The sequence below is a fragment of the Roseateles toxinivorans genome (assembly GCF_004362525.1).
GTDB lineage: Bacteria > Pseudomonadota > Gammaproteobacteria > Burkholderiales > Burkholderiaceae_C > Paucibacter > Paucibacter toxinivorans.
This window is the reverse complement of sequence record NZ_SNXS01000011.1, coordinates 59,810-85,270: the sequence shown is the minus strand read 5'-3', so window position 1 is coordinate 85,270 and position 25,461 is coordinate 59,810. Positions and strand designations below refer to the sequence as shown.

22 protein-coding genes are annotated in these 25,461 nt (G+C 68.1%); 18 read left to right on the top strand and 4 right to left on the bottom strand.

Annotation, left to right across the window (positions count from 1 at the left end):
• Nucleotides 1-97: 97 nt before the first annotated feature.
• The 8 genes from DES47_RS25035 (at nucleotide 98) to DES47_RS25000 (ending at nucleotide 8,736) form a co-directional block, all read left to right on the top strand.
• Complete coding sequence (locus tag DES47_RS25035; protein ID WP_133703507.1) at nucleotides 98-766, top strand: GntR family transcriptional regulator; 669 nt, start codon at nucleotides 98-100, stop codon at nucleotides 764-766.
• Entirely contained in the window at nucleotides 763-1,725 is a 963-nt protein-coding gene (locus DES47_RS25030; RefSeq protein ID WP_133703506.1) for an ABC transporter permease, read from the top strand. The genes DES47_RS25035 and DES47_RS25030 overlap by 4 nt, the downstream gene beginning before the upstream one ends.
• Complete coding sequence (locus DES47_RS25025; protein ID WP_133703540.1) at nucleotides 1,713-2,537, top strand: ABC transporter permease; 825 nt, start codon at nucleotides 1,713-1,715, stop codon at nucleotides 2,535-2,537. Before DES47_RS25030 ends, DES47_RS25025 begins: the two co-directional genes overlap by 13 nt.
• On the top strand, nucleotides 2,534-3,538 hold the full coding sequence (locus DES47_RS25020; protein WP_133703505.1) for an ABC transporter ATP-binding protein: 1,005 nt from the start codon (nucleotides 2,534-2,536) through the stop codon (nucleotides 3,536-3,538). The genes DES47_RS25025 and DES47_RS25020 overlap by 4 nt, the downstream gene beginning before the upstream one ends.
• Entirely contained in the window at nucleotides 3,532-4,344 is an 813-nt protein-coding gene (locus DES47_RS25015) for an ATP-binding cassette domain-containing protein (RefSeq protein WP_133703504.1), read from the top strand. Before DES47_RS25020 ends, DES47_RS25015 begins: the two co-directional genes overlap by 7 nt.
• 32 nt (nucleotides 4,345-4,376) lie before the next feature.
• Nucleotides 4,377-5,861 carry an ABC transporter substrate-binding protein gene (locus DES47_RS25010; protein ID WP_133703503.1) on the top strand — a complete coding sequence of 495 codons (1,485 nt, stop codon included), beginning with the start codon at nucleotides 4,377-4,379 and terminating at the stop codon, nucleotides 5,859-5,861.
• Nucleotides 5,862-5,991: 130 nt separating this feature from the next.
• A complete protein-coding gene (locus DES47_RS25005; RefSeq protein ID WP_133703502.1) occupies nucleotides 5,992-7,407 on the top strand; it encodes an amidase in 1,416 nt (471 codons plus the stop codon).
• Nucleotides 7,408-7,425: 18 nt separating this feature from the next.
• On the top strand, nucleotides 7,426-8,736 hold the full coding sequence (locus DES47_RS25000; RefSeq protein WP_133703501.1) for a tetratricopeptide repeat protein: 1,311 nt from the start codon (nucleotides 7,426-7,428) through the stop codon (nucleotides 8,734-8,736).
• Nucleotides 8,737-8,822: 86 nt separating this feature from the next.
• Here the strand turns inward: DES47_RS25000 and DES47_RS24995 are convergent, their stop codons facing one another.
• Both DES47_RS24995 and DES47_RS24990 read right to left on the bottom strand, forming a co-directional pair.
• Nucleotides 8,823-9,455 carry a histidine phosphatase family protein gene (locus DES47_RS24995; RefSeq protein ID WP_341800686.1) on the bottom strand — a complete coding sequence of 211 codons (633 nt, stop codon included), beginning with the start codon at nucleotides 9,453-9,455 and terminating at the stop codon, nucleotides 8,823-8,825.
• Nucleotides 9,455-10,102 (bottom strand): glutathione S-transferase family protein, encoded by a 648-nt coding sequence (locus DES47_RS24990; RefSeq protein WP_133703500.1) that lies wholly within the window; start codon nucleotides 10,100-10,102, stop codon nucleotides 9,455-9,457. Before DES47_RS24990 ends, DES47_RS24995 begins: the two co-directional genes overlap by 1 nt.
• A 128-nt stretch (nucleotides 10,103-10,230) precedes the next feature.
• On the opposite strand from DES47_RS24990, the gene DES47_RS24985 reads away from it, so the two are divergent.
• Both DES47_RS24985 and DES47_RS24980 read left to right on the top strand, forming a co-directional pair.
• A complete protein-coding gene (locus DES47_RS24985) occupies nucleotides 10,231-12,651 on the top strand; it encodes a penicillin acylase family protein (protein WP_133703499.1) in 2,421 nt (806 codons plus the stop codon).
• Between the two features lie 17 nt (nucleotides 12,652-12,668).
• The gene (locus tag DES47_RS24980; RefSeq protein ID WP_133703498.1) at nucleotides 12,669-13,181 is read left to right on the top strand and encodes a GNAT family N-acetyltransferase; all 513 of its coding nucleotides are present in this window, start codon (nucleotides 12,669-12,671) and stop codon (nucleotides 13,179-13,181) included.
• On the opposite strand, the gene DES47_RS24975 is transcribed toward DES47_RS24980, so the two are convergent.
• Complete coding sequence (locus DES47_RS24975) at nucleotides 13,182-14,180, bottom strand: XdhC family protein (RefSeq protein ID WP_133703497.1); 999 nt, start codon at nucleotides 14,178-14,180, stop codon at nucleotides 13,182-13,184.
• Nucleotides 14,181-14,455: 275 nt separating this feature from the next.
• Between DES47_RS24975 and DES47_RS24970 the strand changes: the two genes are divergently transcribed.
• The 6 genes from DES47_RS24970 to DES47_RS24945 all read left to right on the top strand — a co-directional run bounded on the left by DES47_RS24970 (nucleotide 14,456) and on the right by DES47_RS24945 (nucleotide 20,956).
• A complete protein-coding gene (locus DES47_RS24970) occupies nucleotides 14,456-14,929 on the top strand; it encodes a (2Fe-2S)-binding protein (RefSeq protein WP_133703496.1) in 474 nt (157 codons plus the stop codon).
• Nucleotides 14,930-15,025: 96 nt separating this feature from the next.
• Nucleotides 15,026-17,380, top strand: a complete 2,355-nt coding sequence (locus DES47_RS24965) for a xanthine dehydrogenase family protein molybdopterin-binding subunit (RefSeq protein WP_133703495.1) — start codon at nucleotides 15,026-15,028, stop codon at nucleotides 17,378-17,380.
• Nucleotides 17,381-17,389: 9 nt separating this feature from the next.
• Nucleotides 17,390-18,178, top strand: coding sequence for an FAD binding domain-containing protein (locus tag DES47_RS24960; RefSeq protein ID WP_133703494.1), 789 nt, complete (start codon nucleotides 17,390-17,392; stop codon nucleotides 18,176-18,178).
• A gap of 102 nt (nucleotides 18,179-18,280) precedes the next feature.
• Nucleotides 18,281-19,195, top strand: a complete 915-nt coding sequence (locus DES47_RS24955) for an AAA family ATPase (protein WP_133703493.1) — start codon at nucleotides 18,281-18,283, stop codon at nucleotides 19,193-19,195.
• Nucleotides 19,196-19,200: 5 nt separating this feature from the next.
• Nucleotides 19,201-20,412: a vWA domain-containing protein gene (locus DES47_RS24950; RefSeq protein ID WP_133703492.1), complete on the top strand. Its 1,212-nt coding sequence runs from the start codon at nucleotides 19,201-19,203 to the stop codon at nucleotides 20,410-20,412.
• Nucleotides 20,413-20,416: 4 nt separating this feature from the next.
• A complete protein-coding gene (locus tag DES47_RS24945) occupies nucleotides 20,417-20,956 on the top strand; it encodes an SRPBCC family protein (protein WP_133703491.1) in 540 nt (179 codons plus the stop codon).
• On the opposite strand, the gene DES47_RS24940 is transcribed toward DES47_RS24945, so the two are convergent.
• Nucleotides 20,953-21,819: an IclR family transcriptional regulator gene (locus tag DES47_RS24940; protein WP_133703490.1), complete on the bottom strand. Its 867-nt coding sequence runs from the start codon at nucleotides 21,817-21,819 to the stop codon at nucleotides 20,953-20,955. The two genes, DES47_RS24945 and DES47_RS24940, sit on opposite strands and share 4 nt — an antisense overlap.
• A gap of 164 nt (nucleotides 21,820-21,983) precedes the next feature.
• Here DES47_RS24940 and DES47_RS24935 point away from each other — a divergent pair, with 164 nt between their 5' ends.
• Both DES47_RS24935 and DES47_RS24930 read left to right on the top strand, forming a co-directional pair.
• Nucleotides 21,984-24,203, top strand: a complete 2,220-nt coding sequence (locus tag DES47_RS24935) for a TonB-dependent receptor (protein WP_133703489.1) — start codon at nucleotides 21,984-21,986, stop codon at nucleotides 24,201-24,203.
• A gap of 15 nt (nucleotides 24,204-24,218) precedes the next feature.
• Complete coding sequence (locus DES47_RS24930; RefSeq protein WP_133703488.1) at nucleotides 24,219-25,385, top strand: acetyl-CoA C-acyltransferase; 1,167 nt, start codon at nucleotides 24,219-24,221, stop codon at nucleotides 25,383-25,385.
• Nucleotides 25,386-25,461: the final 76 nt, after the last annotated feature.

The following is a 25,461-nucleotide window of genomic DNA, read 5'->3' as shown; positions in this document are numbered from 1 at the left end:
CTGGGGGTGCTCAATGGGCACTATCATGCACCGAGGCGGGTTCTGGATCCAGTATCCAAACCCCGCATGACCATCGTCGAATGCATCGGAGGTTCAGATGTCCGACCTGCTGGAATGGCAAAGCCGCGTGCGTCTGGTGGACGAGGTGGCGCAGGTGCTGCGCGAGCGCATCTACAAGGGCGTGCACGCACCGGGCGATGTGCTGCGCCAGGTGCAGCTGGCCGAACAGCTGGGCGTGAGCCGCACGCCGCTGCGCGAGGCGCTGCGCGTGCTGCAGGCCGAGGGGCTGGTCGAGGCCGATGCGGTGCGCGGCGTCAGTGTTGCGCGGATCGACGGGCCGCGGCTGCTGGACGCCTATGTGCTGCGCGAAATGCTTGACGGCCTGGCTGCGCGCCTGGCCGCCGAGCGTTCGGCCGGGCAGGCCCATGCGCTGCTGGACCCCATCGTCGCGAGCCAGCGCCGGGCCATGCAGCCCTGGTCGGCCGGGGACTACACGCTGGCCAACGTCCACTTCCACACCACCATCGTCGAGATGGCCAGGAATGAATTTCTCAGCGGGCAGCTGGGCATCGTGCGTCTGACCTCGCAGGTGTTTGCCCCGGCCGTGATACTGGCCGAGGCGGAGGCCGAGCAGGCGGTGCGGGAGCATGAGGGCTTGATCGCCGCCATCGCGCGCGGCGATGCCGACGAGGCCGAGCGCCTGGGCCGCAGCCATATCCGCAGCACCATCGTCAGCCTGCGCGAGCAGCTCGCCACGCCTCCATGACCCTGTTTCTGCTGAAGCGCCTGGCCACGCTGGCGCTGACCCTGTTGGGTGCCTCGGCCGTGGTGTTCCTGGTGCTGGAGATACTGCCCGGCAATGCCGCCCAGGTGCTGATGGGCACCGAGGCCACGCCCGAGTCGGTGGCAGCGCTGGCCGCCAAGCTGGGCCTGGACGCACCGCCGCTGCAGCGCTACGGCGCCTGGCTGTTGGGCATGCTGCGCGGCGATCTGGGCATCAGCTATGCCTACAGCACGCCGGTGCTGGACCTGATTCTGGAGCGCCTGGCGCTGACCGTGCCGCTGGCCCTGCTGGCCATGCTCCTGAGCACGGTGCTGGCGCTGGCGGCCGGCGTTTATGCCGCAGCCCACCACCGGAGGTTTGGCGACACCGGCCTGATGGCGCTCAGCCAGCTGGGCATAGCCATCCCCAACTTCTGGTTCGCCATCCTGCTGATCTGGGTCTTTGCGGTGAAGCTGCAGTGGTTTGCAGCCGGCGGCTTTCCGGGCTGGAGCGAGGACGACGGTGGAGGTCTGTGGCCCGGCCTGCAGTCCCTGGTGCTGCCGGCGGTGGCGCTTGCCGTGGTGCAGGCGGCGATTCTGGCGCGCATCACCCGCTCGGCGGTGCTGGAGGTGCTGCGCGAAGACTTTGTGCGCACCGCCCGTGCCAAGGGCCTGAGCCGGCGCGCCGCGCTGCGGGGCCATGTCTTGCGCAACGCAATGATTCCGGTCGTCACCATCATGGGCCTGCAGTTCGCCAATCTGCTGGCCGGCACGATCGTGGTCGAGAACGTGTTCTACCTGCCGGGGCTGGGCCGGCTGATCTTCCAGGCCATTGCCAACCGCGATCTGGCCGTGGTGCGCAACTGCGTGCTGCTGCTGGCGGCGATGGTGGTGGTGGTCAACTTCCTGGTCGATCTGCTGTATGCGGTGATAGACCCGCGCATCAAGGTATCCGGCCTGTGAAAGTGCACAAGAGTTTCCTGATCGGCGCCGTGCTGACCTCGCTGGTCGCGCTGGCGGCACTGCTGTCCCTGGTCTGGACGCCCTGGCCACCCTACGAGATCGATCTTCCCTCCAAGCTGCAGCCAGCCTCCGCCGCCCACTGGCTGGGCACCGATGTGCTGGGCCGCGATGTGCTGACCCTGATACTGGTCGGCGCGCGCAACTCCATCCTGGTTGGCGTGATCGCTGTCGGCATAGGCTTGCTGGCCGGCGGCCTCCTGGGCCTGTGGGCGGCGGCGCGCCGCGGCTGGGTCGAGGAAATCATCATGCGCATGAGCGATTTCACCTTCGCCTTCCCGGCCCTGTTGTCGGCCATCATGATGACGGCGGTGTTCGGGCCCGGCATCGTCAACTCCATCATCGCCATCGGCATCCACAACATACCGACCTTTGCCCGCGTGACCCGCGCCTCGGCCAACGCGATCTGGTCGCGTGACTATTGTCTTGCCGCCCGCGCTGCGGGCCGGGGCCCGGTGCGCATCAGCATCGAGCACGTGCTGCCCAACATCCTGTCGGTGCTGATCGTGCAGGCCACGATACAGTTCGCGCTGGCGATACTTGCCGAGGCGGCGCTGTCCTATCTGGGCCTGGGCACGCAGCCGCCCCAGCCGTCATGGGGCCGCATGCTCAGCGAGGCGCAGACCTTGTTGTTCCAGGCGCCACAGCTGGCCGTCTATCCCGGCCTGGCCATCATGCTGGCCGTGCTGGGCCTGAACCTGCTCGGCGACGGCCTGCGCGATCTGCTGGACCCCAAGCTGGCGAGGGCACGATGACAGCCCTGCTCGAAGTGCAGAACCTGCGGGTGCGCCTGCGGACCGCCGCCGGCCCGGCCGAGGCGGTGCGCGGCCTGAGCTTTGCGCTGCAGGCCGGCGACACGCTGGGCCTGGTCGGCGAATCGGGCTGTGGCAAATCGCTGACGGCGCTGGCGCTGATGGGCCTGTTGCCCGAGGGCGCCGAGATCGAAGGCAGCATCCGCTTCAAGGGCCAGGACTTGCTGGCCCTGGATGACGAAGCCTACAGCCGGCTGCGCGGCGACCGCATCGCGATGATCTTCCAGGAGCCGATGACGGCGCTGAACCCCTTGCATCGTATCGGTCGCCAGGTGGCCGAGCCTTTGATACTGCACCAGGGGCTGTCGCGGGCCGAGGCGCTGACGGAGGCGGTGCGCCTGCTCGACCGCGTGGGCCTGGCCGATGCGCGGCGCCGTGCCGAGGCCTATCCGCACCAGCTGTCCGGCGGCCAGCGCCAGCGCGTGGGCATTGCGATGGCGTTGGCCTGCGGGCCCGAGCTGCTGATCGCCGACGAGCCGACCACGGCGCTGGACGTGACGATACAGGGCCAGATCCTGGAGCTGATCGCCGGGCTGGTGGAAGAGCGCGGCATGGGGTTGATACTGATCTCGCATGACCTGGACGTGGTTGCGGAGAACGTGCGTTCCATGCTGGTGATGTACGGCGGCCAGGCCGTCGAGGCCGGGCCCACGTCAGCGGTGTTCGAGCGCATGGGCCACCCTTATACCCAGGGGCTGTTCGCCGCCCGGCCGCGGCTGGGTGTCTCGCGCGGCCAACGCCTGCAGACGATTGCCGGCACCGTGCCCGGGCTGCGCGAGCTGCCTGCCGGCTGTGCCTTCAGCGCGCGCTGCCCGTTGGCCGAGGAGGCCTGCCAGCGCATCGCCCCACCGGCCGAGCGGCTGGGCGAGGGTCACGACTTGCGCTGCCTGCGCCTGGCCGAATCGCTGCACCGGGCGCCTCAGTTGCAGGTGCCTCCATGGTGACCCTGCTGCAGGCCGAAGGCCTGGTGCGCCACTACCCGCTGCCGCGCGAGCGCTTGTGGGGGCCGGCGCCCAAGGTGGAGGCGCTCAACGGCGTCAGCTTCACGCTGGAGGCCGGCAAGAGCCTGGGCGTCGTCGGCGAGTCGGGTTCGGGCAAGTCCACCCTGGCGCGGGCGGTGATGGCACTGGAGCCGCTGGATGGCGGCAGGGTCACCCTGCTCGGTCAGGACCTGCACCGGCTGGGCCGGGCCGAGCTGCGGCTGGCGCGCCAGCATTTCCAGATGGTGTTCCAGGACCCCTATGGCTCGCTGGACCCGCGGCAGACGGTGGGCCGCATCGTCGCCGAGCCGCTGAGCGCCTTGAGCGGCGCGCTGCAGGTCGATGCGCCCACGCAGCGCAAGCGGGTGCTCGAATCGCTGGACGCGGTAGGCCTGCGTGCCGCCGATGCCGACAAGTACCCGCACGAGTTCTCCGGCGGCCAGCGCCAGCGTATTGCGATTGCCCGCGCGCTGGTGACGCGTCCGAAGCTGATCGTCGCCGACGAGCCGGTCAGCGCGTTGGACGTCTCCGTCCAAGCCCAGGTGCTGAACCTGCTGCAGGACCTGCAGGCCCAGTTCGGCATCGGCTACCTGCTGATCAGCCATGACCTGGCGGTGGTCGATCACCTCTGCGACGAGGTGCTGGTGCTGTACCAGGGGCGGGTGGTCGAGCGTGGGCCGCCCGAGCAGTTGTTCCAGCGGCCCAGCCATCCATACACCCGCGCGCTGCTCTCCGCCATGCCGCGCGCGGGGCCCAGGCACATGCCATGATGAGCACATCTTTGTTGGAGTCCTCCCGCATCATGTTCAAAGCACTCGTTCTCGGCGCCAGCCTGGCGCTGACCTTGACCGCCCCCGCCGCCCAGGCCCAAGCGAAGAAAGACAGCGTCATCCTGGCCATGACCCTGGAGCCACCGGGCCTGGACCCGACCGCCGGCGCGGCCTCGGCGATTGCCGAGGTGGTGCTCTACAACGTGTTCGAGACGCTGACCAAGATTGGCCCGGACGGCAAGGTCACGCCGCTGCTGGCCGAGAGCTGGGAGGTGTCGCCTGACCTGAAGACCTTCACCTTCAAGCTGCGCAAGGGTGTCAAGTTCCAGAACGGCGAACCGTTCAATGCCCAGGCGGTGAAGTTCTCGTTCGAGCGCGCGGCCGATGACAAGTCCACCAACAAGGACAAGCGCCTGTTCGCCAGCATGGGGCTGATTGCCGCCCCCGACGAGCACACTGTGGTGATAGGGCTGAAGACCATAGAGCCGGACTTCCTGTTCCTGATCGGCCAGGCCACGGCGGTGATCGTCGAGCCCAAGAGCGTGGCCACCAATGCGACCCAGCCGGTGGGCACCGGGCCCTACAAGCTGGACGCCTGGGCCAAGGGCTCCAGCATCACGCTGGCCAAGTGGCCGGCCTACCGCAATGCGGCGGCGGTGAAGATGAACCGCGCCCAGTTCCGCATCATCAGCGACCCGTCCGCCCAGGTGGCGGCTCTGCTGGCCGGCGATGTGGACGCCTTCCCCCGCGTGGCCGCGGCGCGCAGCCTGGCCCAGTTCCGGGCCGACAAGCGCTTTCAGGTGCTGCTCAATGGCTCGCGGGCCAAGACCATTGTCTCGATCAACAACAAGAAGGCTCCGCTGAGCGATGTGCGCGTGCGCCGCGCGATTGCCGCCGCCATCGACCGCAAGGCGGTGATCGAGGCCGCCGCCGATGGCTTTGGCGTGCCCATTGGCAGCCACTATGTGCCCGGCGCGCTGGGCTATGTGGACACCACCGGCGTCAACCCCTTCGACATTGCCAAGGCCAAGGCCCTGCTGAAGGAGGCGGGCGTGGCCTTGCCGCTGGAGCTGAGCCTGAAGCTGCCGCCCACGCCTTATGCCCGCCAGGGCGGCGAAGTGGTGGCCGCCCAGCTGGCCAAGGTGGGCATCACGGCGAAGATCGAGAATGTCGAATGGGCGCAGTGGCTGTCGGGCGTCTACACCAACAAGAACTATGACCTGAGCATCATCTCCCACGTCGAGCCGTTCGACCTGGGCAACTATGCCAAGCCGGGCTATTACTGGGGCTACGAGAACCCCAGGTTCAACGAGCTGTTTGCCAAGATCAACAATGCCCCGCGCGAGGACGAGCGCGCCAGGCTGCTGGGCGACGCGCAGCGCATGCTGGCCGCCGATGCGGTCAATGTCTATCTCTACCAGCCGCAGTGGATCACCGTGGCCAAGAAGCGCCTGGGCGGGCTGTGGAAGGACATGCCGGTGTTTGTCAACGACCTGTCGGGCCTCTATTGGGAGTGAACCTGCCCCGGATTGCATCCGGGCTACGGAGAGTGGGTAGCCCGGATGCAATCCGGGAACCTGGCAAGCCCTTCTTGCGCCTTCGCCAGCCAAACGCTACAACCTCAGTCACTCGACGAAGCACATCGCGATGACCTCACTGCACGATCTCTCCGCGCTTGACCTGCTGGCCGCCTACCGCAGCCGCGCGCTTTCGCCGGTCGAGGTGACCAAGGCGGTGCTGGCCCATGTCGAGAACTGGGAGCCGTTTCTGCACGCCAGCTATGCACTGGATCCGCATGAGGCAATGGTGCAGGCCAAGGCCTCGGAGGCGCGCTGGCGCAGCGGCGAGCCGCTGACCGTCGGCGGCGTCACGCTGGATGGCGTGCCATCGATGCTGAAGGAGAACATCGCCACCCAGGGCGTGCCCATGCCGCTGGGCACCGCTGCCACCGAGCTGGTGCCGGCGGCTGAAGACGCCCCGCCGGCCGCCCGCATGCGCGAGGTCGGCGCCGTGTTCATGGGCAAGACGACGATGCCCGACTACGGCATGCTGTCGTCGGGCCTGTCGAGCTTTCACCCGCTGACGCGCAACCCCTGGGATCTGAGCAAGAACCCGGGCGGGTCGAGTGCCGGCGCAGCGGCCGCGGCCGCTGCGGGCTATGGGCCGCTGCATGTCGGCACCGATATCGGCGGCAGCGTACGCCTGCCGGCCGCCTGGTGCGGCATCTTCACCTTGAAACCCAGCCTGGGCCGCATACCGATCAAGCCGCCGTACGCCGGCCGCGTCGCCGGGCCGATGACGCGAACGGTAGCTGACTCCGCCCTGCTGATGAGCGTGTTGAGCCGCCCCGACTGGCGCGACAGCATGAGCCTGCCCTGGCAGGACATTGCCTGGTCGCAGCTGGAGCGGGAAGTCAAGGGGCTGCAGGGTGTTCGAATAGGCCTGATGATGGACGCCGGCTGGGGCATGGCCGTCGAGCCCGAAACGGCCGCGGCGGTGCAGCGTGCGGCTCAGCAGTTCGAGCAGGCCGGCGCCGTGGTCGAGCCCATCAAGGGCGTCAGCAGCCGCGAGATGATGGACGGGCTGGACAAGTTCTGGCGCATGCGCTCCTGGCTGGACATCACGGCCCTGCCGCCGGCGCGGCAGAACCAGGTGCTGCCCTATATCCGCGAGTGGGTCAGCACGGGCAGCTATCTGACCGCCGCCGAGGTCTTCAAGGGCTACAGCCAGATGGCGGCGATGCGCGATGCGGCGATTGCCGCCTGCCAGCCCTTCGACTTTGTGCTCTCGCCGGTGAGCCCGGTGCCGGCCTATGCGGCCGAGCTGGCCAGTCCGCTGAACGACCCGCAACGCCCGTTCGAGCACATCGCCTTCACCGTGCCTTTCAATATGAGCGAGCAGCCGGCCGCCAGCATCAACTGCGGCTACACGGCCAAGGGCCTGCCGATTGGCTTGCAGATCATAGGCCGGCGCTTCGACGATCTGGGCGTGCTGCAACTGGCCCGCGCCTTCGAGCAGATGCGCGGCGCCCAGCATGCCTGGCCCAAGCCGCCGGCCGAGTAGCCCCGGCCGGCTTCCGCCATGCAGGACTGCTTTGGCAATCCGGTCACGCTGGCCGACGCCGCCAGCCTGGCCGCGCTGAACGATTTCGTCGAAGGCTTTGCCGCCTGCCAGCTGCGCGTGCTGAAGGTGCTGGACATTGCCGCTCAAGAGCCCGGTGTGCTGGTGCAGGCCTATGCCGCGGCCCTGCATCTGTTTGCCGAGACACCGCAGGCGCCGACCCACGCCCAGCCCTTTCTGGACCGGGCGCTGAACCCGTTGCAGCCGGCCACACCGCGGGAGCGCTGTTTTGCGCAGGCGGTGCAGGCCTGGGCTCTGGGTGAGGTGGATCAGGCGCTGGCGCGGCTGGAAGCGCTGCTGCGCGAGCATCCGCGCGATCTGGTGGCGCTGAAGCTGGCCCAGGTGCTGGCCTTCAATCTGGGTGACTCGCCGCGCATGCTGCGCCTGGCCCTGCTGTGCCGGGCGGCAGCCGCCGATGTGTCCTATCTGCACGGCATGCTGGCCTTCGGCTATGAGCAATGCCACTGGATGCCCGAAGCCGAGGCCAGCGCGCGCCGGGCGCTGGCGATGCAGCCGCGCGAGCCCTGGGCCCAGCATGCGCTGGCCCATGTGATGCTGACCCAGGGGCGGCTGACCGAGGGGCGCGACTTCATGCAGGCGGCCAGCCCCGGCTGGCAGGGCCTGAACTCCTTCATGCAGACGCACAACTGGTGGCATCTGGCCCTGTTCCAGCTGGAGCTGGGCGAACTCGATGCGGTGCTGAAGCTCTACGACCAGCAGGTTTGGGGTGTCGCGCCGGACTACTCGCAGGACCAGGTCAACGCCGTCTCGCTGCTGGCGCGGGTCGAGCTGGCCGGTGGTGTGGTCGGTGCGCGCTGGCAGGCGCTGGCCCCATTCCTGGCGCCGCGGGTCAGGGACCAGGTCTTGCCCTTTCTGGATCTGCACTACCTCTACGGCCTGGCCCGTGCCGGGTGGCCCGAGGCCGATGCGCTGCTGCGCAACCTGATCCGGTTCGCGCCGCTGGCCCCGGCCGCCCAGCGCGGCGCCTGGCTGCGCGTGGCCGTGCCGGCCGGCCGCGGCCTGCTGGCCCACGGCCGCGGGCGCTTCGAGGAGGCCGTTGATCAGCTGGGCCAGGCCCTGCCGCGCCTGGTCGAGATCGGCGGCAGCCATGCGCAGCGCGACCTGTTCGAGCAGATCTACATCGACGCCCTGCTGCAGGCCGGGCGCTACAGCGCGGCGCAGAACCTGCTGCAGCCGCGGCTGAATGCCAGCCCCGGCTCGCAGCGCTTGCGGCGTCAGGTGGATGAGCTCAATCGCTGCCTGGGTTTGTGACCCGGATTGCATCCGGGCTACGGAGATCGGATGCAATCCGGGTCCGACACGAACGGGTAGCCCGGATGCAATCCGGGGCCACCACCTCAATGCGCCATCAACAGATCCGCCACATGCGCATCGTCCGCCCAGCTGACGATCTCCAGCCCGGCCTCGCTGACCCGCACCCGGTTCAGCCCGGCATTCGGAATCGCGCATTCGCGCGGCCCGTGCAGGGACAGGCCCAGGGCCGAGCGATAGACCATGTCGAGCACGCCGCCATGGGTGATCACTGCCAGGGTGCGGCCGGCATGGGCCGCGCTGAGCGCCTGCAGCGCTTCGTTCACCCGCGCATGAAAGCGCCGCCGGCTCTCGGCGCCGCCGGGCAACTCGTAGTCGGGGTCGTGGCGCGCCCAAAGGGCGAACTCCTCGGGGTGGCGCTGGCGGATGTCATCGAAGGTCAGGCCTTCCAGCAGGCCGAAGGCCTGTTCGCGCCAACCTTCGCTGTAGCTGGGCGCGAGGCCCAGCGCTGCGGCGGCCGGGGCGGCCGTCTGGCGGGTACGCATCAGGTCGCTGCAGACCATCGCATCGACCCGCTCCAGCGCCAGGCGCTGGGCCATGCGCTCCGCCTGGACCAGCCCGTTGGCATTCAAGGGCACATCGATCTGGCCCTGGAAGCACTGGCGGCGGTTCCAGTCGGTCTCGCCATGGCGTATCAGTATCAGCTCCATGATGAGCATCAAATCCAGGGTTGCGGCAACTGCTCCACGGCCAGCATTTCCTTGACGGCCGGGCGCTCCAGCAGGCGCTGCAGATAGGGGCCAATGTGGGCGTAGCTGCGGGCGGGGCGGGCCATATTGCGCGTCCAGCGGCACAGCATCAGCGCGTAGGCGTCGGTCAGCGAGTAGTCGGCGCCCAGCAGCCAGGGGCCGCCGGAGCTTGCCAGCTGCGCGTCAAGCTGTTCCAGCAACGAGGCAACCTTGGCCTCAGCCTGGGCCTTGACCTGGGCCGCGCCCTCGGTGTTGCCGGGGTTCACCGCCCGGTCCGGATAGAAGTAGCCGAGCAGGGTGGCCTGCAGGGTGTTGGTCATCCAGATCAGCCATTTGTACATCTGCGCGCGGGCCGGCGTGCCCAGCGCGGGCGCCAGCTTGGCCTCCGGGTGGGTATCGGCCAGGTGCAGGCAGATCGCGGCGCACTCGTACAGCACCAGATCGCCATCGACCAGCACCGGGATCAGCCCGTTCGGGTTGAGCTTCAGATAATCGGCCGACTTGTGCTCGTTCTGGTCCTTGTCGACCAGGCGCAGCTCGAACGGCGCGCCGATCTCGCGCAGCAGCACATGGGGCGCCATGCTGGCGTTGCTGGGGTAGTAGAAGAGTTGGATCATCGGGCTTGCCTTGGGTGGGTTGCTGATAAACGAATCCTCCATCATCGCCGATAGCAATGGTCAGGGCGCGCCGCCTGTGTTGGAATGGCCTGCAAGCCCAGTCCAAGAATTGCCAGGAGACCCGATCCATGTTCCGTTTGCTGAAGAACCTTGCCAAGCTCCTGCTGGCCCTGCTGGTGTTGGCGATTGCGGGGCTGGCCTGGTATGTCTACAGCAAGCAGCCGCAGCGCTCGGGCCAGGTCTTGATCGCCGGGCTGACGGCGCCGGTGACGGTGCGCTATGACGAGCTCGGCGTGCCGCATATCGAGGCCGGCAACGAGCCCGACCTGTACCGCGCGCTGGGCTATGTCCATGCCCAGGACCGCTTGTTCCAGATGGAGATGCTGCGCCGCCTGGCCCGCGGCGAGCTGGCCGAGGTGCTGGGGCCCAAGCTGGTGGCGACCGATCGCCTGTTTCGCACCCTGGGCATCCGCGTGCATGCCGACGCCTATGCCGCACGCTGGATCAAGGACAAATCCGGCAGCCCGGCCATACAGGCGATGCAGGCCTATCTGGACGGCATCAACCAGTACCAGGACAGCCGGCCGGCGCCGCTGGAGTTCCAGCTGCTGGGCATTCCGAAACGGCCTTTCACGTTGGCCGACAGCATCAGCGCCGCCGGCTACATGGCCTACAGCTTTGCCGCCGCCTTCCGCACCGAGCCGGTGCTGACCCAGGTGCGCGACCAACTGGGCCCCGACCACCTGAAGATGTTCGATCTGGAGTGGAAGCCCGATGGCGCCATCCGCAAGGGCCTGCAGAACGAGCAGCAGACCGCCAGGCTGCAGGCCGGCGATTGGCAAGACCTGACCCGGCTGGCCCGGCTCAGCGCCGAGGCGCTTGAGGCTGCCGGCCTGCCGGCCTACGAGGGCAGCAATGCCTGGGTGGTGGCGGGTGCACGCACGGCCAGCGGCAAGCCGCTGCTGGCCGGTGATCCGCACATCGGCTTCTCTGCGCCGGCGGTCTGGTACGAGGCCCATCTGAAGGCTCCGGGCTTCGAGCTCTACGGCCACTTTCAGGCCCTGAACGCGATGGCGGCGCTGGGCCACAACACGCAGTTCGGCTGGAGCCTGACAATGTTCCAGAACGACGATCTGGACCTGATTGTCGAGAAGACCAACCCGGAGAATGCGCAGCAGGTCATGTACCACGGCCAGTGGCTGGACCTCGAAACCCGCGAGGAGACGCTCAAGGTCAAGGGCGCCGAGCCGATCAAGCTGCAGCTGCGCCGCTCCAGGCATGGCCCCATCATCAACGATGCGCTGGATGCCAGCGCCGGCAAGGCACCGATCGCGATGTGGTGGGCCTTTCTGGAAACCGAGAACCCGCTGCTGGAGGCCTTTTACGAGCTGAACCGCGCCGCCACGCTGGACCAGGCGCGCACGGCGGTGAGCAAGATCCACGCCCCGGGCCTGAACGTGGTCTGGGCCAATGCCAGCGGTGATATCGCCTGGTGGGCGGCGGCCAGCCTGGCTATCCGCCCCGAGGGCGTGAACCCCGCTTTCATGCTGGACGGCAGCACTGGCGCGGCCGACAAGTTGGGCTTTCAACCCTTCAGCGGCAACCCGCAGGAGGAGAACCCGGCGCGGGGCTACATCCTCTCGGCCAACCACCAACCGGCCGCAACGACGCCCATCCCCGGCTACTACAACCTCTGGGACCGCGCCCAGCGCCTGGACGAGCTGCTGCGCAGCCCTTCGACGCCCTGGACGATGGAGAACAGCAAGGCCCTTCAGCTGGATGTGCAGATCGCCTACGGCCCGCGCACCCTGGCGCCGCTGTTGCCGGCGCTGCGTGCCGCAGTGACCGAGCCCGCCGAGCAAGCCCTGCTGGAGCAATTGGTCGGCTGGAAGGGCGCCTATGACAAGGAGGCGGTGGTGCCGACCCTGTTCACCCAGCTGCTGTTCGAGCTGGCCCGCGAGGCGATGAGCGATGAGCTGGGCGAGGCGGCGTTCAACAATCTGCGCCGCACCCGTGCGCTGGACCATGGACTGCCGCGGTTGATGGCCGATGCCGCCTCGCCCTGGTGGGATAGACGCGGCACACCGGTGGTGGAGACCCGCGAGGACATCGTCAAGGCCGCCTGGGCCGCCACGCTGGCCCATCTGCGCAAGACCCTGGGCGCGGACAGCGCGAGCTGGACCTGGGGCAGGGCCCACACCTTGACGCACAAGCACCCGCTGGGCCAGCAGCCGCCGCTGGACAAGCTGTTCGACGTCGGCCCCTTCGCCATGCCCGGTGGCCGCGAGACGCCCAACTACCAGGCCATGGCCCTGGGCCCGGCACCCTGGGCGGTGACGACCGGGCCTTCGACCCGGCGGTTGATCGACTTTGCCGACGCCGGTCAGGCGCTGGGCATCAACCCGGTCGGCCAGAGCGGCGTCTGGCCGGACCGCCACTATGCTGACCAGGCCGCGAAATTTGCCCAAGGCGGCTACCGGGCCCAGCACCTCGGCGAGCGCGATGTGGCCACCCATGTGAAAAGCACGTTGACCCTGAGGCCTAAGTGAAGGGGGTTCCCGCCACCATGATCGTGACCCAAACCGAGCGCCTGACGGTGCGCCTGCTGGACCGCAGCGATGCGGCCTTCATGCTGCAGCTGGTCAACGAGCCGGCCTTCATCCGCAACATCGGCGACCGCGAGGTCCGTGACCTCGCCCAGGCCGAGGCCTATACCGAACGCAGCGGCCCGCTCAGCTACGAGCGCAGCGGCTTCGGCATGTATCTGGTGGCGCTGCGTGGCAGCGGCGAGCGACTGGGCATCTGCGGCCTGATCAGCCGCGAGGGCCTGAGCGACGTGGACATCGGCTATGCCTTCCTGCAAGCCCACTGGGGCCAGGGTTATGCGCTGGAGGCGGCACGGGCCGTGCTGGCCCATGCCCATGGCGCGCTGGGCCTGCGGCGCGTGCTGGCCATCACCGCTCCGGAGAATCGGCCATCGGTACGTCTGCTGGAGCAACTGGGCATGCAAGAGCAGGGTCTGGTGGACTTGCCCAAGTCGGGTGGGATCAGCCGGCTATTCGTCTCCGAGCCCGCCTGATCAGAGCTTGCAACCCGCCTCGGCCGTGCTCGCGGCGTCGCTGGCGCCCACCGTCACGCCGTAGCGCTCGGCCGTCAGCTGCGCGAGGATGGACACCGCAATCTCCGGCGGCGTGCGCGCGCCGATCCTCAGGCCCACAGGCCCGTGCAGGCGGGCCAGCTCGGCCTCGCTCATGCCGAAGTGTTCGGCCAGCCGCGCCTTGCGCTTGCCCTGGTTGACCCGCGAGCCGATCGCGCCCACATAGAAGGCCGGGCTCTTCAGCGCTTCCATCAGGGCCAGGTCATCCAGCTTGGGGTCATGGGTCAACGCGATGATGGCGGTGTGAGCGTCGGGCCTGAGCTCGGTCACCACATCGTCGGGCATGCCGCGCAGCAGGCGGGCGCCGGCCACATTCCAGCCCTGGGCATATTCCTCGCGCGGATCGCAGATCAGCACCTGGTAGTCCAGAGCCAGCGCCATCGTGGCCAGATAGTGGGTCAGCTGGCCGGCGCCGATGATCAAGAGCCGCCAGTCCGGGCCGTGGGTGGTGATCAGCGTGCGCTCGCTCAGGACCAGCAGCTCGGCGGCGGCCTGCGGCTCCAGCAGCGTGACCTCGCCGGTGGCCAGGTTCAGCACCCGCTGCACGCGCGCGCCGCTGGCCAGCCGGGCGAGCAGGTCCTCGATGTGGGAGCCGGCGTGTATGGGTTCCAGCACCAGCTCCAGGGTGCCGCCGCAGGGCAGGCCGAAGCGGGTCGCCTCCTCGGCACCGACGCCGTAGCGCACCAGTTCGGGGTGCTTCAGCGCCAGCGCGCCCTGGCGCACCCGGGCGATCAGATCGTCCTCGATGCAGCCGCCCGACACGGAGCCGGCGATCTGACCGTCACCACGGACGGCCACCACCGAGCCCACCGGCCGTGGCGCCGAGCCCCAGGTGCGGGTGATGGTGCCCAGCACGACCGGCTGTTGCTGTTCCTGCCACTGCGCCACCTGGCGCAGCACCTGTAGATCGACGTTGTCCATGGCTCTGAAGTTTCGCGGGTTCTGACGGTCAATTTTGCAGACTAAGCGCAAACACGCAAGCTTGTGCGCAATGCGAAGAATGTCCCTAGTGTGACAGCCCGATCAGGGTTGATGGGGGCTTGCCGCGCGCAGCATCCGGGCGTAAAAGTAGTGACCGTGAACGGGCGCCTTGTGCGCCCGGTTTGCGCTGTATTGATTACTTTGTTGTTCCAGTTGTATCCGCATCACGCCCGGCCTAGCGCTGACAGGCCCAGCGATTAAAACCAGGAGACAGTATGAGCACGGCTATCACCCTCACGGTCAATGGCAAGGCGGTTTCGCGCGAGGTCGCGCCCGATGCCCTGCTGGTGCAGTTCCTGCGCGAGGACCTGCGACTCACCGGCACCCATGTCGGTTGCGACACCGGCCAATGCGGCGCCTGCACGGTGCATGTCAATGGCCGGGCGGTGAAGGCCTGCAATGTGCTGGCCGTGCAGGCCTCGGGCACCGAGGTCACGACCATCGAAGGCCTGGCCAAGGCCGACGGCACGCTGCACCCGATGCAGGCCGCCTTCAAGGAGTGCCACGGCCTGCAATGCGGCTTCTGCACCCCCGGCATGGTGATGAGCGCCATCGACTTGGTGCAGCACGCCCCGCACGGCAGCGCGGCCGAGATCCGCGAGCAGCTGGAGGGCAATTTCTGCCGCTGTACCGGCTACCAGAACATCGTCAAGGCCATTCAGCAGGGCGCCCAGGCGATGGGGGTATGAACGCCCCCAAGGCCGCCGCTTCGCGACGTCCGCCCCCCCGAGGGGGAGCAGAAGACTCGGGAACCGCCCTTCGTTTTCTTGACCGGGAGACATGACATGAACGCACCCCAAGCCGGCCTGATCGGCCAATCCGTCAAGCGCAAGGAAGACGCGCGCTTCCTCACCGGTCGCGGTCAGTACACCGACGACATCTCGCAGCAATTCCAGAGCTATGCCTACTTCCTGCGCTCGCCCTATGCGCACGCCAGGATACTGAGCATCAACACCACCGCGGCGCAGGCTGCACCGGGCGTGCTGGGCGTGTTCACAGGCGAGCATTTCCGCGCCGTCGGTGGCCTGCCCTGCGGCTGGCTGATCACCAGCACCGACGGCACGCCGATGAAGGAGCCCAAGCATCCTATCCTGGCTGACGGCAAGGTCCGCCATGTCGGCGACCAGGTCGCGATGGTCGTGGCCGAGACCTATGAGCAGGCCAAGGCGGCTGCGGGCTTGATCGAGGTCGACTATGAAGAACTGACCCCGGTGGTGGATACGGCCCGGGCCAAAGACGCGGGCAGCAGCGTGCACGACGAGGCGCCGGACAACGTCTGCTACGGCTGGGCGATCGGCGACAAGGCGGCCGTCGATGCCGCGTTCGCGACCGCGCCTCACGTCACGACGCTCGAGTTCCGCAACAACCGCCTGATTCCGAACGCGATCGAGCCGCGTGCCGCCAATGCCAGCTACAGCGCCCATGACGAGAGCTACACGCTGTATGTGGCGAACCAGAACCCGCACGTCGAGCGCCTGCTGATGTGCGCCTTCGTGCTGGGCATTCCCGAGCACAAGATGCGCGTCGTGGCGCCCGATGTCGGCGGCGGTTTCGGCTCGAAGATCTTTCTGTACGCCGAGGAGACGGCCCTGGTCTGGGCCTCCAAGCAGATCGGCCGGCCGATCAAGTGGACGGCCGACCGCAGCGAGGCCTTTCTGACCGACGCCCATGGCCGCGACCACGCGACGGTGGCCGAGCTGGCGACCGACAAGGACGGCAAATTCCTGGCCATGCGCGTCAACACGACGGCCAACCTCGGCGCTTATCTCTCGACCTTCGCCAGCAGCGTGCCGACGATTCTGTACGCCACCCTGCTGGCCGGCCAGTACACGACACCGCATATCTACTGCCATGTGACCGGCGTGTTCACCAACACCGCGCCGGTCGATGCCTACCGCGGCGCCGGTCGGCCCGAGGCCACCTATGTGGTCGAGCGGCTGGTCGAGACGGCGGCCCATGAGCTGGGCATAGACCCGGCCGAGATCCGCCGACGCAACTTCATCCACACCTTCCCCTACGCCACGCCGGTGGGCCTGACCTATGACGTCGGCGACTACGACGCTACGCTGAACCAGGTGCTGGAGCTGGCCGATGTGGCCGGCTACGCCGCGCGCAAGGCGGCCAGCGAGGCCAGGGGGCTGAAGCGCGGCATCGGCTACTCGACGTACATCGAGGCCTGCGGTCTGGCGCCCAGCAATATCGCCGGCGCACTGGGTGCGCGGGCCGGCCTGTTCGAGGCCGGCGAGGTGCGTGTCCATCCTACGGGGAAGGTGACCGTGTTCACCGGCAGCCACAGCCATGGCCAGGGCCATGAAACGACCTTTGCCCAGGTGGTGGCCGACAAGCTGGGCATTCCGCTGGACGATGTCGACATCCAGCACGGCGACACCGGCAAGGTGCTGTTCGGCATGGGCACCTATGGCAGCCGCTCGCTGTCGGTCGGCGGCTCGGCCATCGTCAAGGCGGTGGACAAGATCGTCGCCAAGGGCAAGAAGATCGCCGCCCATCTGCTGGAGGCGGCCGACACCGACATCGAGTTCGAGAACGGCCAATTCAAGGTGGCCGGCACCGACAAGGCCGTGCCGTTTGCCAGCGTCTCGCTGGCGGCCTATGTGCCGCACAACTACCCGCTGGACAAGCTGGAGCCCGGGCTTAACGAAAACGCCTTCTACGACCCGACCAACTTCACCTATCCGGCCGGCAGCTATGTCTGCGAGGTCGAGGTCGATCCGGCCACCGGCGTTGTGCGCGTCGATCGCTTCAGTGCCTGCGACGACTTCGGCAATATCGTCAACCCGATGATCGTCGAGGGCCAGGTCCATGGCGGTCTGGCCCAGGGCATAGGCCAGGCGCTGCTGGAGCATGGGGTCTACGACGTCGAGTCCGGCCAGTTGCTCAGCGGCAGCTATATGGATTACGCAATGCCGCGCGCCGACGATCTGCCGCAGTTCAACGTCGTCACCGCCAAGGGCACACCCTGCTCGCACAACCCGCTGGGGGTCAAGGGCTGCGGCGAGGCCGGGGCGATCGGTTCGCCGGCGGCGGTGATGAATGCCGTCTGCAATGCCATCGGCGTGAAGAGCGTGGCCATGCCGGCCTCGCCGCACACGGTTTGGCAAGCCATACAAGCCAATCGCTAGGAGACACAGATGCAAACATTCGCATACCAACGGCCGGCCTCGCTGGCCGACGCCGCCCGCGCCGCAGCCGGTGCTGAGGCCAAGCTGATCGCCGGGGGCCAGTCCTTGCTCGGCGCGATGAAGCTGGGCCTGGCAGCACCCGACACCCTGATCGATCTGCACAGCATTCCCGATCTGCAGGCGATCAAGGTCGAGCCGGGCAAGGTCACGGTGGGCGCCATGTGCACCCATGCCACCGTGGCTGCGCACAAGGAGTTGGCCGCCGCGATTCCGGCGCTGGCCTTCCTGGCCGGCAATATCGGCGACCGCCAGGTGCGCAACGTCGGCACGATAGGCGGCAGCCTGGCCAATAACGACCCGGCCGCCTGCTACCCGGCCGCGGTGCTGGGCCTCGGTGCCACCGTGCACACCAACACGCGCAGCATCGCCGCCGATGACTTCTTCAAGGGCCTGTATGAGACGGCGTTGCAGGACGGCGAGATCATCACCGCGGTCAGCTTCCCGGTGCCCGAGAAGGCCGGCTGGCAGAAGTTCAAGCAGCCGGCCTCGCGCTTCTCGCTGGTCGGCGTGTTCGTCAGCAAGGGGTCGGCCGGCGTGCGCGTGGCCGTCACCGGCGCCGGTGCGGGTGTGTTCCGCGTCAAGGCACTGGAAGACAAGCTGGCGGCAAGCTGGTCGGCCGCCGCCTGCGCCGGGGTCGAGGTCAGCGCCGATGGGCTGAACACCGATCTGCATGGCTCGGCCGAATACCGGGCCTCGCTGATACCGGTGTTGGCGGGGCGGGCGGTGGCGGCTAGCTAGCAGGGCTGGCCCCGGATTGCATCCGGGCTACACAACTTTCGTAGCCCGGATGCAATCCGGGAGGTATTCGTAGCCCGGATGTAATCCGGGAAGGAGCGTTTTTTGAGCGAAGCAGTCAGCCTGCCCGCCACCATCGATGCCACCGAGGCGCTACTGCTGGCCCACGACTATGTGCCCGAGCGGGAGCTGTCCACCGCCGTGTTCCTGGCCCTGCGCCTGCAGCGCCCGCTGTTCCTCGAGGGCGAGCCGGGCACCGGCAAGACGCAGATCGCCAAGACCCTGGCCGAGATGCTGGGCCGGCCGCTGATCAGGCTGCAGTGCCACGAAGGCCTGGATCTTGCCGGCGCCGCCTACGAGTGGAACTACGCGCGGCAGATGCTGGAGATACGCCTGGCCGAGCGTGAGCAGATCGACCGGGCAGCGCTGACGGCCGACCTGTTCTCGCCGCGCTTCCTGATCCAGCGCGCACTGCTGCAGGCCATAGACCCGGCCCAGCCGGTGCCGCCGGTCTTGCTGATCGACGAGCTGGACCGCGCCGATGAACCGTTCGAGGCCTTTTTGCTGGAGGTGCTGTCCGACTTCCAGATCACCATTCCCGAGCTGGGCACGATCAAGGCGCTGCAGCCACCCATCGTCGTGCTGACGTCGAACCGCACGCGTGAGGTCCATGACGCGGTCAAGCGCCGCTGCCTCTATCACTGGGTCGGATTCCCGGACGCGGCACGCGAGTTGGAGATACTGGCCCGGCGCGTGCCCCAGGCGCCGCAGGCGCTGGCGCGGCAGATCGTGCTGTTCATCCAGGGTCTGCGGCGGCTGGACCTGTACAAGCTGCCTGGCATTGCCGAGACGATCGAATGGTCGCGCGCGCTGCTGGAGCTGGACGCGCTGGTGCTGGACCCGGCCACCGTCAACAACACCCTGGGTGTGCTGCTCAAGTACCAGGACGACATCGCCAAGGTGCAGGGCAGCGAGGCGGCGCGGCTGCTCGAGCAGGTGCACGCGGCGACGCGGGTCTGAGTGGCATGGATACCGCGGCCAGCGCTGCACAGCTGCCGGGGCACCTGGCCGAGAACGTCATGCACTTCGCCCGCGTGCTGCGCGAGGCCGGTCTGCCGGTGGGCACCGACCGTGTGCAGCTGACCTTGCAGGCGCTGCAGGTGGCCGGCCTGGAGAGCCGCACCGATTTCAAGGCCACCCTGGCCGCCTGCATGATCGACCGCCACGAGCACCGCGCATTGTTCGAGCAGGCCTTTTACATCTTCTGGCGCGACCCCGATCTGCTGGCCCGCATCATGGCGATGATGTTGCCCCGCGCCCAGGCCAAGCCCGGAGCGCCGCCGCCGCCCGAGAACCGGCGCCTGGCCGCCGCGCTGTTCCCCAACCCACCGGCCTCGGCACGCCCGCAAGAGGAGGAGCGCATCGAGATCGAGGCGCCGCTGACCTGGAGCGAGCGCGAGGTCCCGCGCACGCGTGACTTCGAAACGATGACGGCCGAGGAATGGGCCCAGGCCAAGCAGGCGATCACGCAGATGCGGGGCTTCTTCGAGCGCCTGCCGACCCGCCGGATGGTGGCCAGCCACCAGGCCGGCCGGGCCGACTGGCGCGCCTCGCTGCGCGCGATGGCACGTCAGGGCGGCGAGCTGTGGGAGATGCGGCGTCGCCGCCCGCGCGAGGTCGCCGCGCCGCTGGTCGTGCTGGCCGACATCTCCGGCTCGATGAGCCGCTACTCGCGCATGCTTTTGCACTTCACCCATGCACTGGCCGGCTCGCGGGCGGCGCCCAAAGTTGAGAGCTTTGTTTTTGGCACCAGACTGACCCCGATCACCCGGCTGCTGCGCCAGCGCGATCCCGATCTGGCCGTCGGTGCAGTGGCTCGCCGTGTGCAGGACTGGTCGGGCGGCACCCGCATCAGCGCCTGCCTGCATGACTTCAACCGTCTGTGGGCGCGGCGCGTGCTGCGCAGCAATGCCACCGTGCTCTTGATCACCGACGGCCTTGAGCAGGGCTCGCCAGACGACCCGCAGTGCCTGGCGCTGAGCAAGGAGATGGAGCGCCTGGCCAAGAGCTGCCGGCGTCTGGTCTGGTTGAACCCTTTGCTGCGTTACGACGCCTTCGAACCCAAGGCCGCGGGCATACGTGCGATGCTGCCCCATGTGCAGGCCCTTGTGCCGGCGCACAATCTGGCCAGCCTTGAGGCACTGGCAGCGGTGCTGGCCACCAAGCAACCCGTGTGACCCTATGCAACTCACCAGCCAACAATCACTTCCCGTCTCCCAAGCCATCGCCTGGCAGGCGCTGAACGACGTCACGATGCTGCAGGCGGCCATCCCCGGCTGCGAATCGCTGACGCTCATCGGCGAGAACGAATACGAGGCGGCGCTGAGCGTGGCCATCGGCCCGGTCAAGGCCAAGTTCAAGGGCAAGCTGAAGCTCAGCGATCTGCAGCCGCCTGAGTCCTACCGGATTGCTTTCGAGGGGCAGGGCGGCCAGGCCGGCCACGGCAAGGGCACGGCCCAGGTGCGGCTGGAAGCGGTCAGCGCCAACGAGTGCCTGCTGCACTACGAGGTGCAGGCCAGCGTCGGCGGCAAGATCGCGCAGATCGGCTCGCGGCTGATCGATATGGCGGCCCAGAAGATGGCCAATGACTTCTTCGCCAGCTTCAACACACTGCTGCAGCAGCGCTATGCGGTGGCGCCGGCCGAGCCCGTCCCCGCAGCTCCGGCCCGCAACCCGCTGCAGCGCCTGCTGGACTGGCTGCGCAAACGCCTGTTCGGCTAGGAGTGCCGGCCCTCCCGCAGCAGCCGCACCATCGCCAGCAGCTTCGGGCCGACCTCCTTGCGCAGCCAATCGACACCCGGCTCCGCCTGTGGCACCGGGTTCTGGAACGCGCAGTTGAAGACGATCAGCTCGCCGCCCGGTGTGCGGCCATAGGGCGCGCCCACGGCCTGCACATCGGTCAGCAGGTCGCCCTCGATGGCGCAAAAACCCTGCCTGGCGCAGTCCTGCAGCGCCTGCTGGATGGCCGGCTCGAAGCGCTCCCAGTCGCTGGGGGCCTTGACGCGGATCTCGTTGAGCACCGCCACTCTTGTGGCCTCGTCGCAGCCGGCCAGCCAGGCGCGGCCAATGGCGGTGCCGGCAATCGGCAGTGACAGGCCGGTGTCGGCCATCGGGCCGGTGGCCTGGGTGCGCCCGCGCTTGCGGCTGCGGCTGGTCTCGACGAGCACGATGTTGAGCCGGTCGCGTATGCCCATAGAGACCTCGCCGCCGGTCTCGTCGGCGAGCTTCTCCATCAGCCCGCGCGCGTGCTGGCGCAGCCCGATCGAGGCCATCAAGGGATAGGTCGCCGAGAGCAGGGCCGAGCCCAGCTGGTACTTGCCGTATTTCGCGCTCGGCTTCAGATAGCCGAGTATCACCAGGGTGTAGGTCAGGCGTGAGATGGTGGGGCGCGGCAATCCGGTGCGCTCGGATAACTCGGCATTCGACAGCGTGGTCTCGTTGGCACTGAAGCAGCGTATCAACTCGATGCCGCGTGCCAGCGTGGTGGCGAACTGCGGGTCGCCCGCATGCTCCTCGTAACCCAAGGGCACGCGGTGCGGTTCGTTGCGCAGATAGTGCTGGCGCTCGGTGTTCGGCTTGCTCATTGATATTTGAATAATGAAATGATCGTCAACATATCGAAATGTACGTTGGTGGCTTGATGCACGTCAACATAGACTGGCCCGGACTCGCAAGACAGCGATTCGCAGGCCTCTCGCCCCGGTGTCCGGCCTGCTCCAAGCGATAACGAAAACATTCGGAGACACAGATGAAGAGCACGTCCACGCCTGGGCATTGGGTTCATTCACTGATCGCGCTGGCCACCGCGGCCGCATGGGGCAGCGCCGCGGGGCAGACCGCGGCGGCCGAGGGCGGCAAGCCGGAGGCCGAGACGGTCGTCGGCCTGGAGCAGGTGGTGGTGACGGCGCAGAAGCGCATCGAGCCGCTGCAGCTGGTGCCCATCCCGGTCACCGCCTTCAGCGCCAAGCTGCTGGAGAAGACCGGTGCCGCCGATGTCCGCGACATCGCGCTGCGCACGCCCGGCTTCACGATGACGCAGTACAACGTTGGCGAGCCGCAGTACTCGATCCGCGGCGTCGGTTCGTCATCGGATTCCGCCGCCGGTGACGCCACCGTCGCCGTGTTCGTCGACGACGTCTTCATCGGCCGCCCGGCCGGTGCCAACTTCAGCTTCCTGGATCTGGAGCGCGTCGAGATCCTGCGCGGCCCGCAGGGCACCCTGTTCGGCCGCAACACCTCGGGCGGGGCCATCAGCGTGACCACGGCACGGCCGAGCCAGATCGCCTCGTCCAAGCTGTTCGCATCATTGGGCAACTACAGCTCGCAGGAGCTGGGGGTGGTGCTCAACCGGCCGCTCAGCGACAGCCTGTCGGCCAAGGTCGCGTTCGGCTACCGCAAGCACGACGGCTACTCGCGTCAGATCGTCACAGGCGGCAGCCTCGATGGCGGCAGCAGCACCAGCGGCCGGCTTCAGCTGCTGATGGATGTGTCCAGCCGCACCAGCCTGCTGCTCAGCGCCGATGCCGCCCGCGACCGGGGCGATGGCCTGGCGCGCGTGCCGTTCCCCGTCTTCAACAACACCGCGACCGCGCCGCTGATACGCAAGCTGTACCCCGAGGGCACCGATCTGCGCCTGGCCTATTCCGACCCGGCCTCGTTCCAGAACCGCGACGTCCAGGGCCTCAGCGCGCGGGTCGAGCACGATATGGAGTTCGGCGCGCTGACCTCGATCACCGCCTACCGCGAAACCAAGCTGAATCAGTACGAGGACCTGTCCGGGCTGCCGCAGCCGCTGTGGGTGCTGAAGAACCTGGACCGCATCAACGAGAACGCCCAGCAATGGAGCCAGGAGCTGCGCCTGTCCTCCCATGCCGGCAGCAAGTTCGCCTGGGTGACCGGCCTGTACTACTTCACCGAGAAGGTGCGGCGCGACGAGAGCTTCGAGACCAAGTTCGCGCCGCTGCCCGCGGCCGGCGGCAATGTGCTGTTCAACCAGGACGTCAAGAACACCAGCGTCGCCGCCTTCGGCCAGATCGACTATCCGCTGGCCGACAAGCTCAATATGACGCTGGGCATGCGTCAGACCCATGACCGCAAGGAAGCCGACCAGTCGGCCGTCAACCTCGACCCCAGCGATGCCACACCCGGCCTGCCCCTGTTCCCGGGCAAGCCCTACCAGATCGCCGCCAGCAAGAGCTGGAACGCGCTGACCGGCAAGCTGGGTCTGGACTACCGCCTGGCCAAGGACCGCATGGTCTATGGCTCGATCAGCCGCGGCTACAAGTCGGGCCTGTTCCCCAGCCAGAACAACTCGGTGCAGACGGTCGGTGTGCCGCTGGAGCCCGAGAAGGTCTGGAACTACGAGCTGGGCGTGAAGACCGAGTGGCTGGACCGGCGGCTGCGCATCAATGCCAGCGCCTTCTCGCTGGACTACAAGGACCTGCAGCAGTTCAACCTGACGCCGCAGCTGGTGCTGGTGAGCTTCAATATCGACGCCAAGATCAAGGGCGCCGAGATCGAGCTGCAGGCCGCACCGACGCCGTGGCTGACGCTGGGCGGCAATATGGCCTACCTCGACAGCAAGGTCACCCGCGGCGTGTTCTCGGGCTTCAACCTGAACGGCAACAAGCTGGCCCGCGCGCCGCGCAACACCTATAGCGTGTTCGCCGAGGTCACCGGCGCCGTGGCCGGTGGCACGCTCAGCGGGCGTGTCGAGTACGCCCACAAGGGCCGCTTCTACACCGATGCCGCCAACTCCGACACCAACCTGATCCAGGGCTATGGCCTGCTGGACGCGCGGCTGAGCTATCGCACCTCGCCCAAGGGCCCGGAGTTCTCGCTGTGGGGCAAGAACCTCGCCGACAAGCTCTACCAGACCCATGTGATCGCCTTCCTGGGCAACGGCTTCTCGCTGTTCGGGGCCCCGCGCACCGTGGGCGCCTCGGTGTCCTGGAACTTCAGCAACTGAGCGCGACGCAGACCCATGGATGCCTATCTGATCGATGCCGTGCGCACGCCGCGCGGCAAGGCCCGGCCCGATGGCGGCCTGGCCTCGCTGAGCCCGCAGGAGCTGGTGCGCCAGCTGCACGCCGCGTTGCTGCAGCGTCAGGGTGCTGCGGCGGCTACGCCCGACGCCCTGCTGCTCGGCTGCGTGGGCCAGGTCGGCAGCCAGGGCGGCCACCTCGCGCTGGTGGCCAAGCTGCACGCGGGCCTGCCCGATGCGACCAGCGCGCTGACCTTGAACAACTACTGCGTGTCCGGCCTGACGGCCATCGGCCAGGCCGCTGCCCTGGTGCAGTCCGGCCAGGCGGAGCGGGTGCTGGCCGGCGGGGTCGAGATGATGTCGCAGGTCGGCTTCATGGCCGACCGCGCCAGCTACTACGGCGACATGAGCTTCCCCCCGCGCACCCGCTACCTGCCCGTGGCGCTGGCCGCGGACCGGCTGGCTGCTGCCGAGGGTGTTGGCCGGGCCGACCTGGACGCCGCGGCACTGGTATCGCAGCAGCGTGCGGCGCAGGCCTTGGCGGGGCTGCAGCGCTCGCGCATCGCTATCACCCGCACCGATGGCAGCCTGGCGCTGGCGCATGACGAGTGCGTGCGCGGGCAGACCACGGCCGAGGGCCTGGCGGCCATGGCGCCCGCCTTCGCCGGCCTGGCCAGCGACTGCGCCGCCGCGCTGGACGGCCAGCAGTTCCCCGCCCTGCACACGGTTTCGCATGCGCCGCCGATGTGCGACGGCGCGGCGCTGGCGCTGATCGGCCATCAACGCAGCGCGGGCGCGCGGGCCCGCATCGTCGCCTTCGCCGAGGCCGGCGGCGACCCTGCCGCCTCGCTGCTGGCCGGCCTGGCGGCCATGGACAAGGTGCTGGCCCGCGCCGGCCTCGACCTGGCGCAGATGGACCGCATCGAATTCATGGAGGCCTTCGGCGTGACCCTGGTCAAGTTCCTGCGCGACTGGCCGGTCGACCCGGCCCGCGTCAATGTCGGCGGCGGCCATATGGCCAAGGGCCATCCGCTGGGCGCCTCAGGCGCGATTCTTGTTTCTACCCTGCTCGACGCCCTCGACGAGGCCGATGGCCGCTACGGCCTGGTGGTCTGCAGCGGCGCCTCGGGTGTGGGCGCCGCGATGATTGTTGAACGCCTGCCATGAGTCCAACCGAAGTGAAACTGATCGACTTGCCCGAGGGTGGCGGTGCTTTGCGCTTCGCTGCCATGGGGTGGCAGAG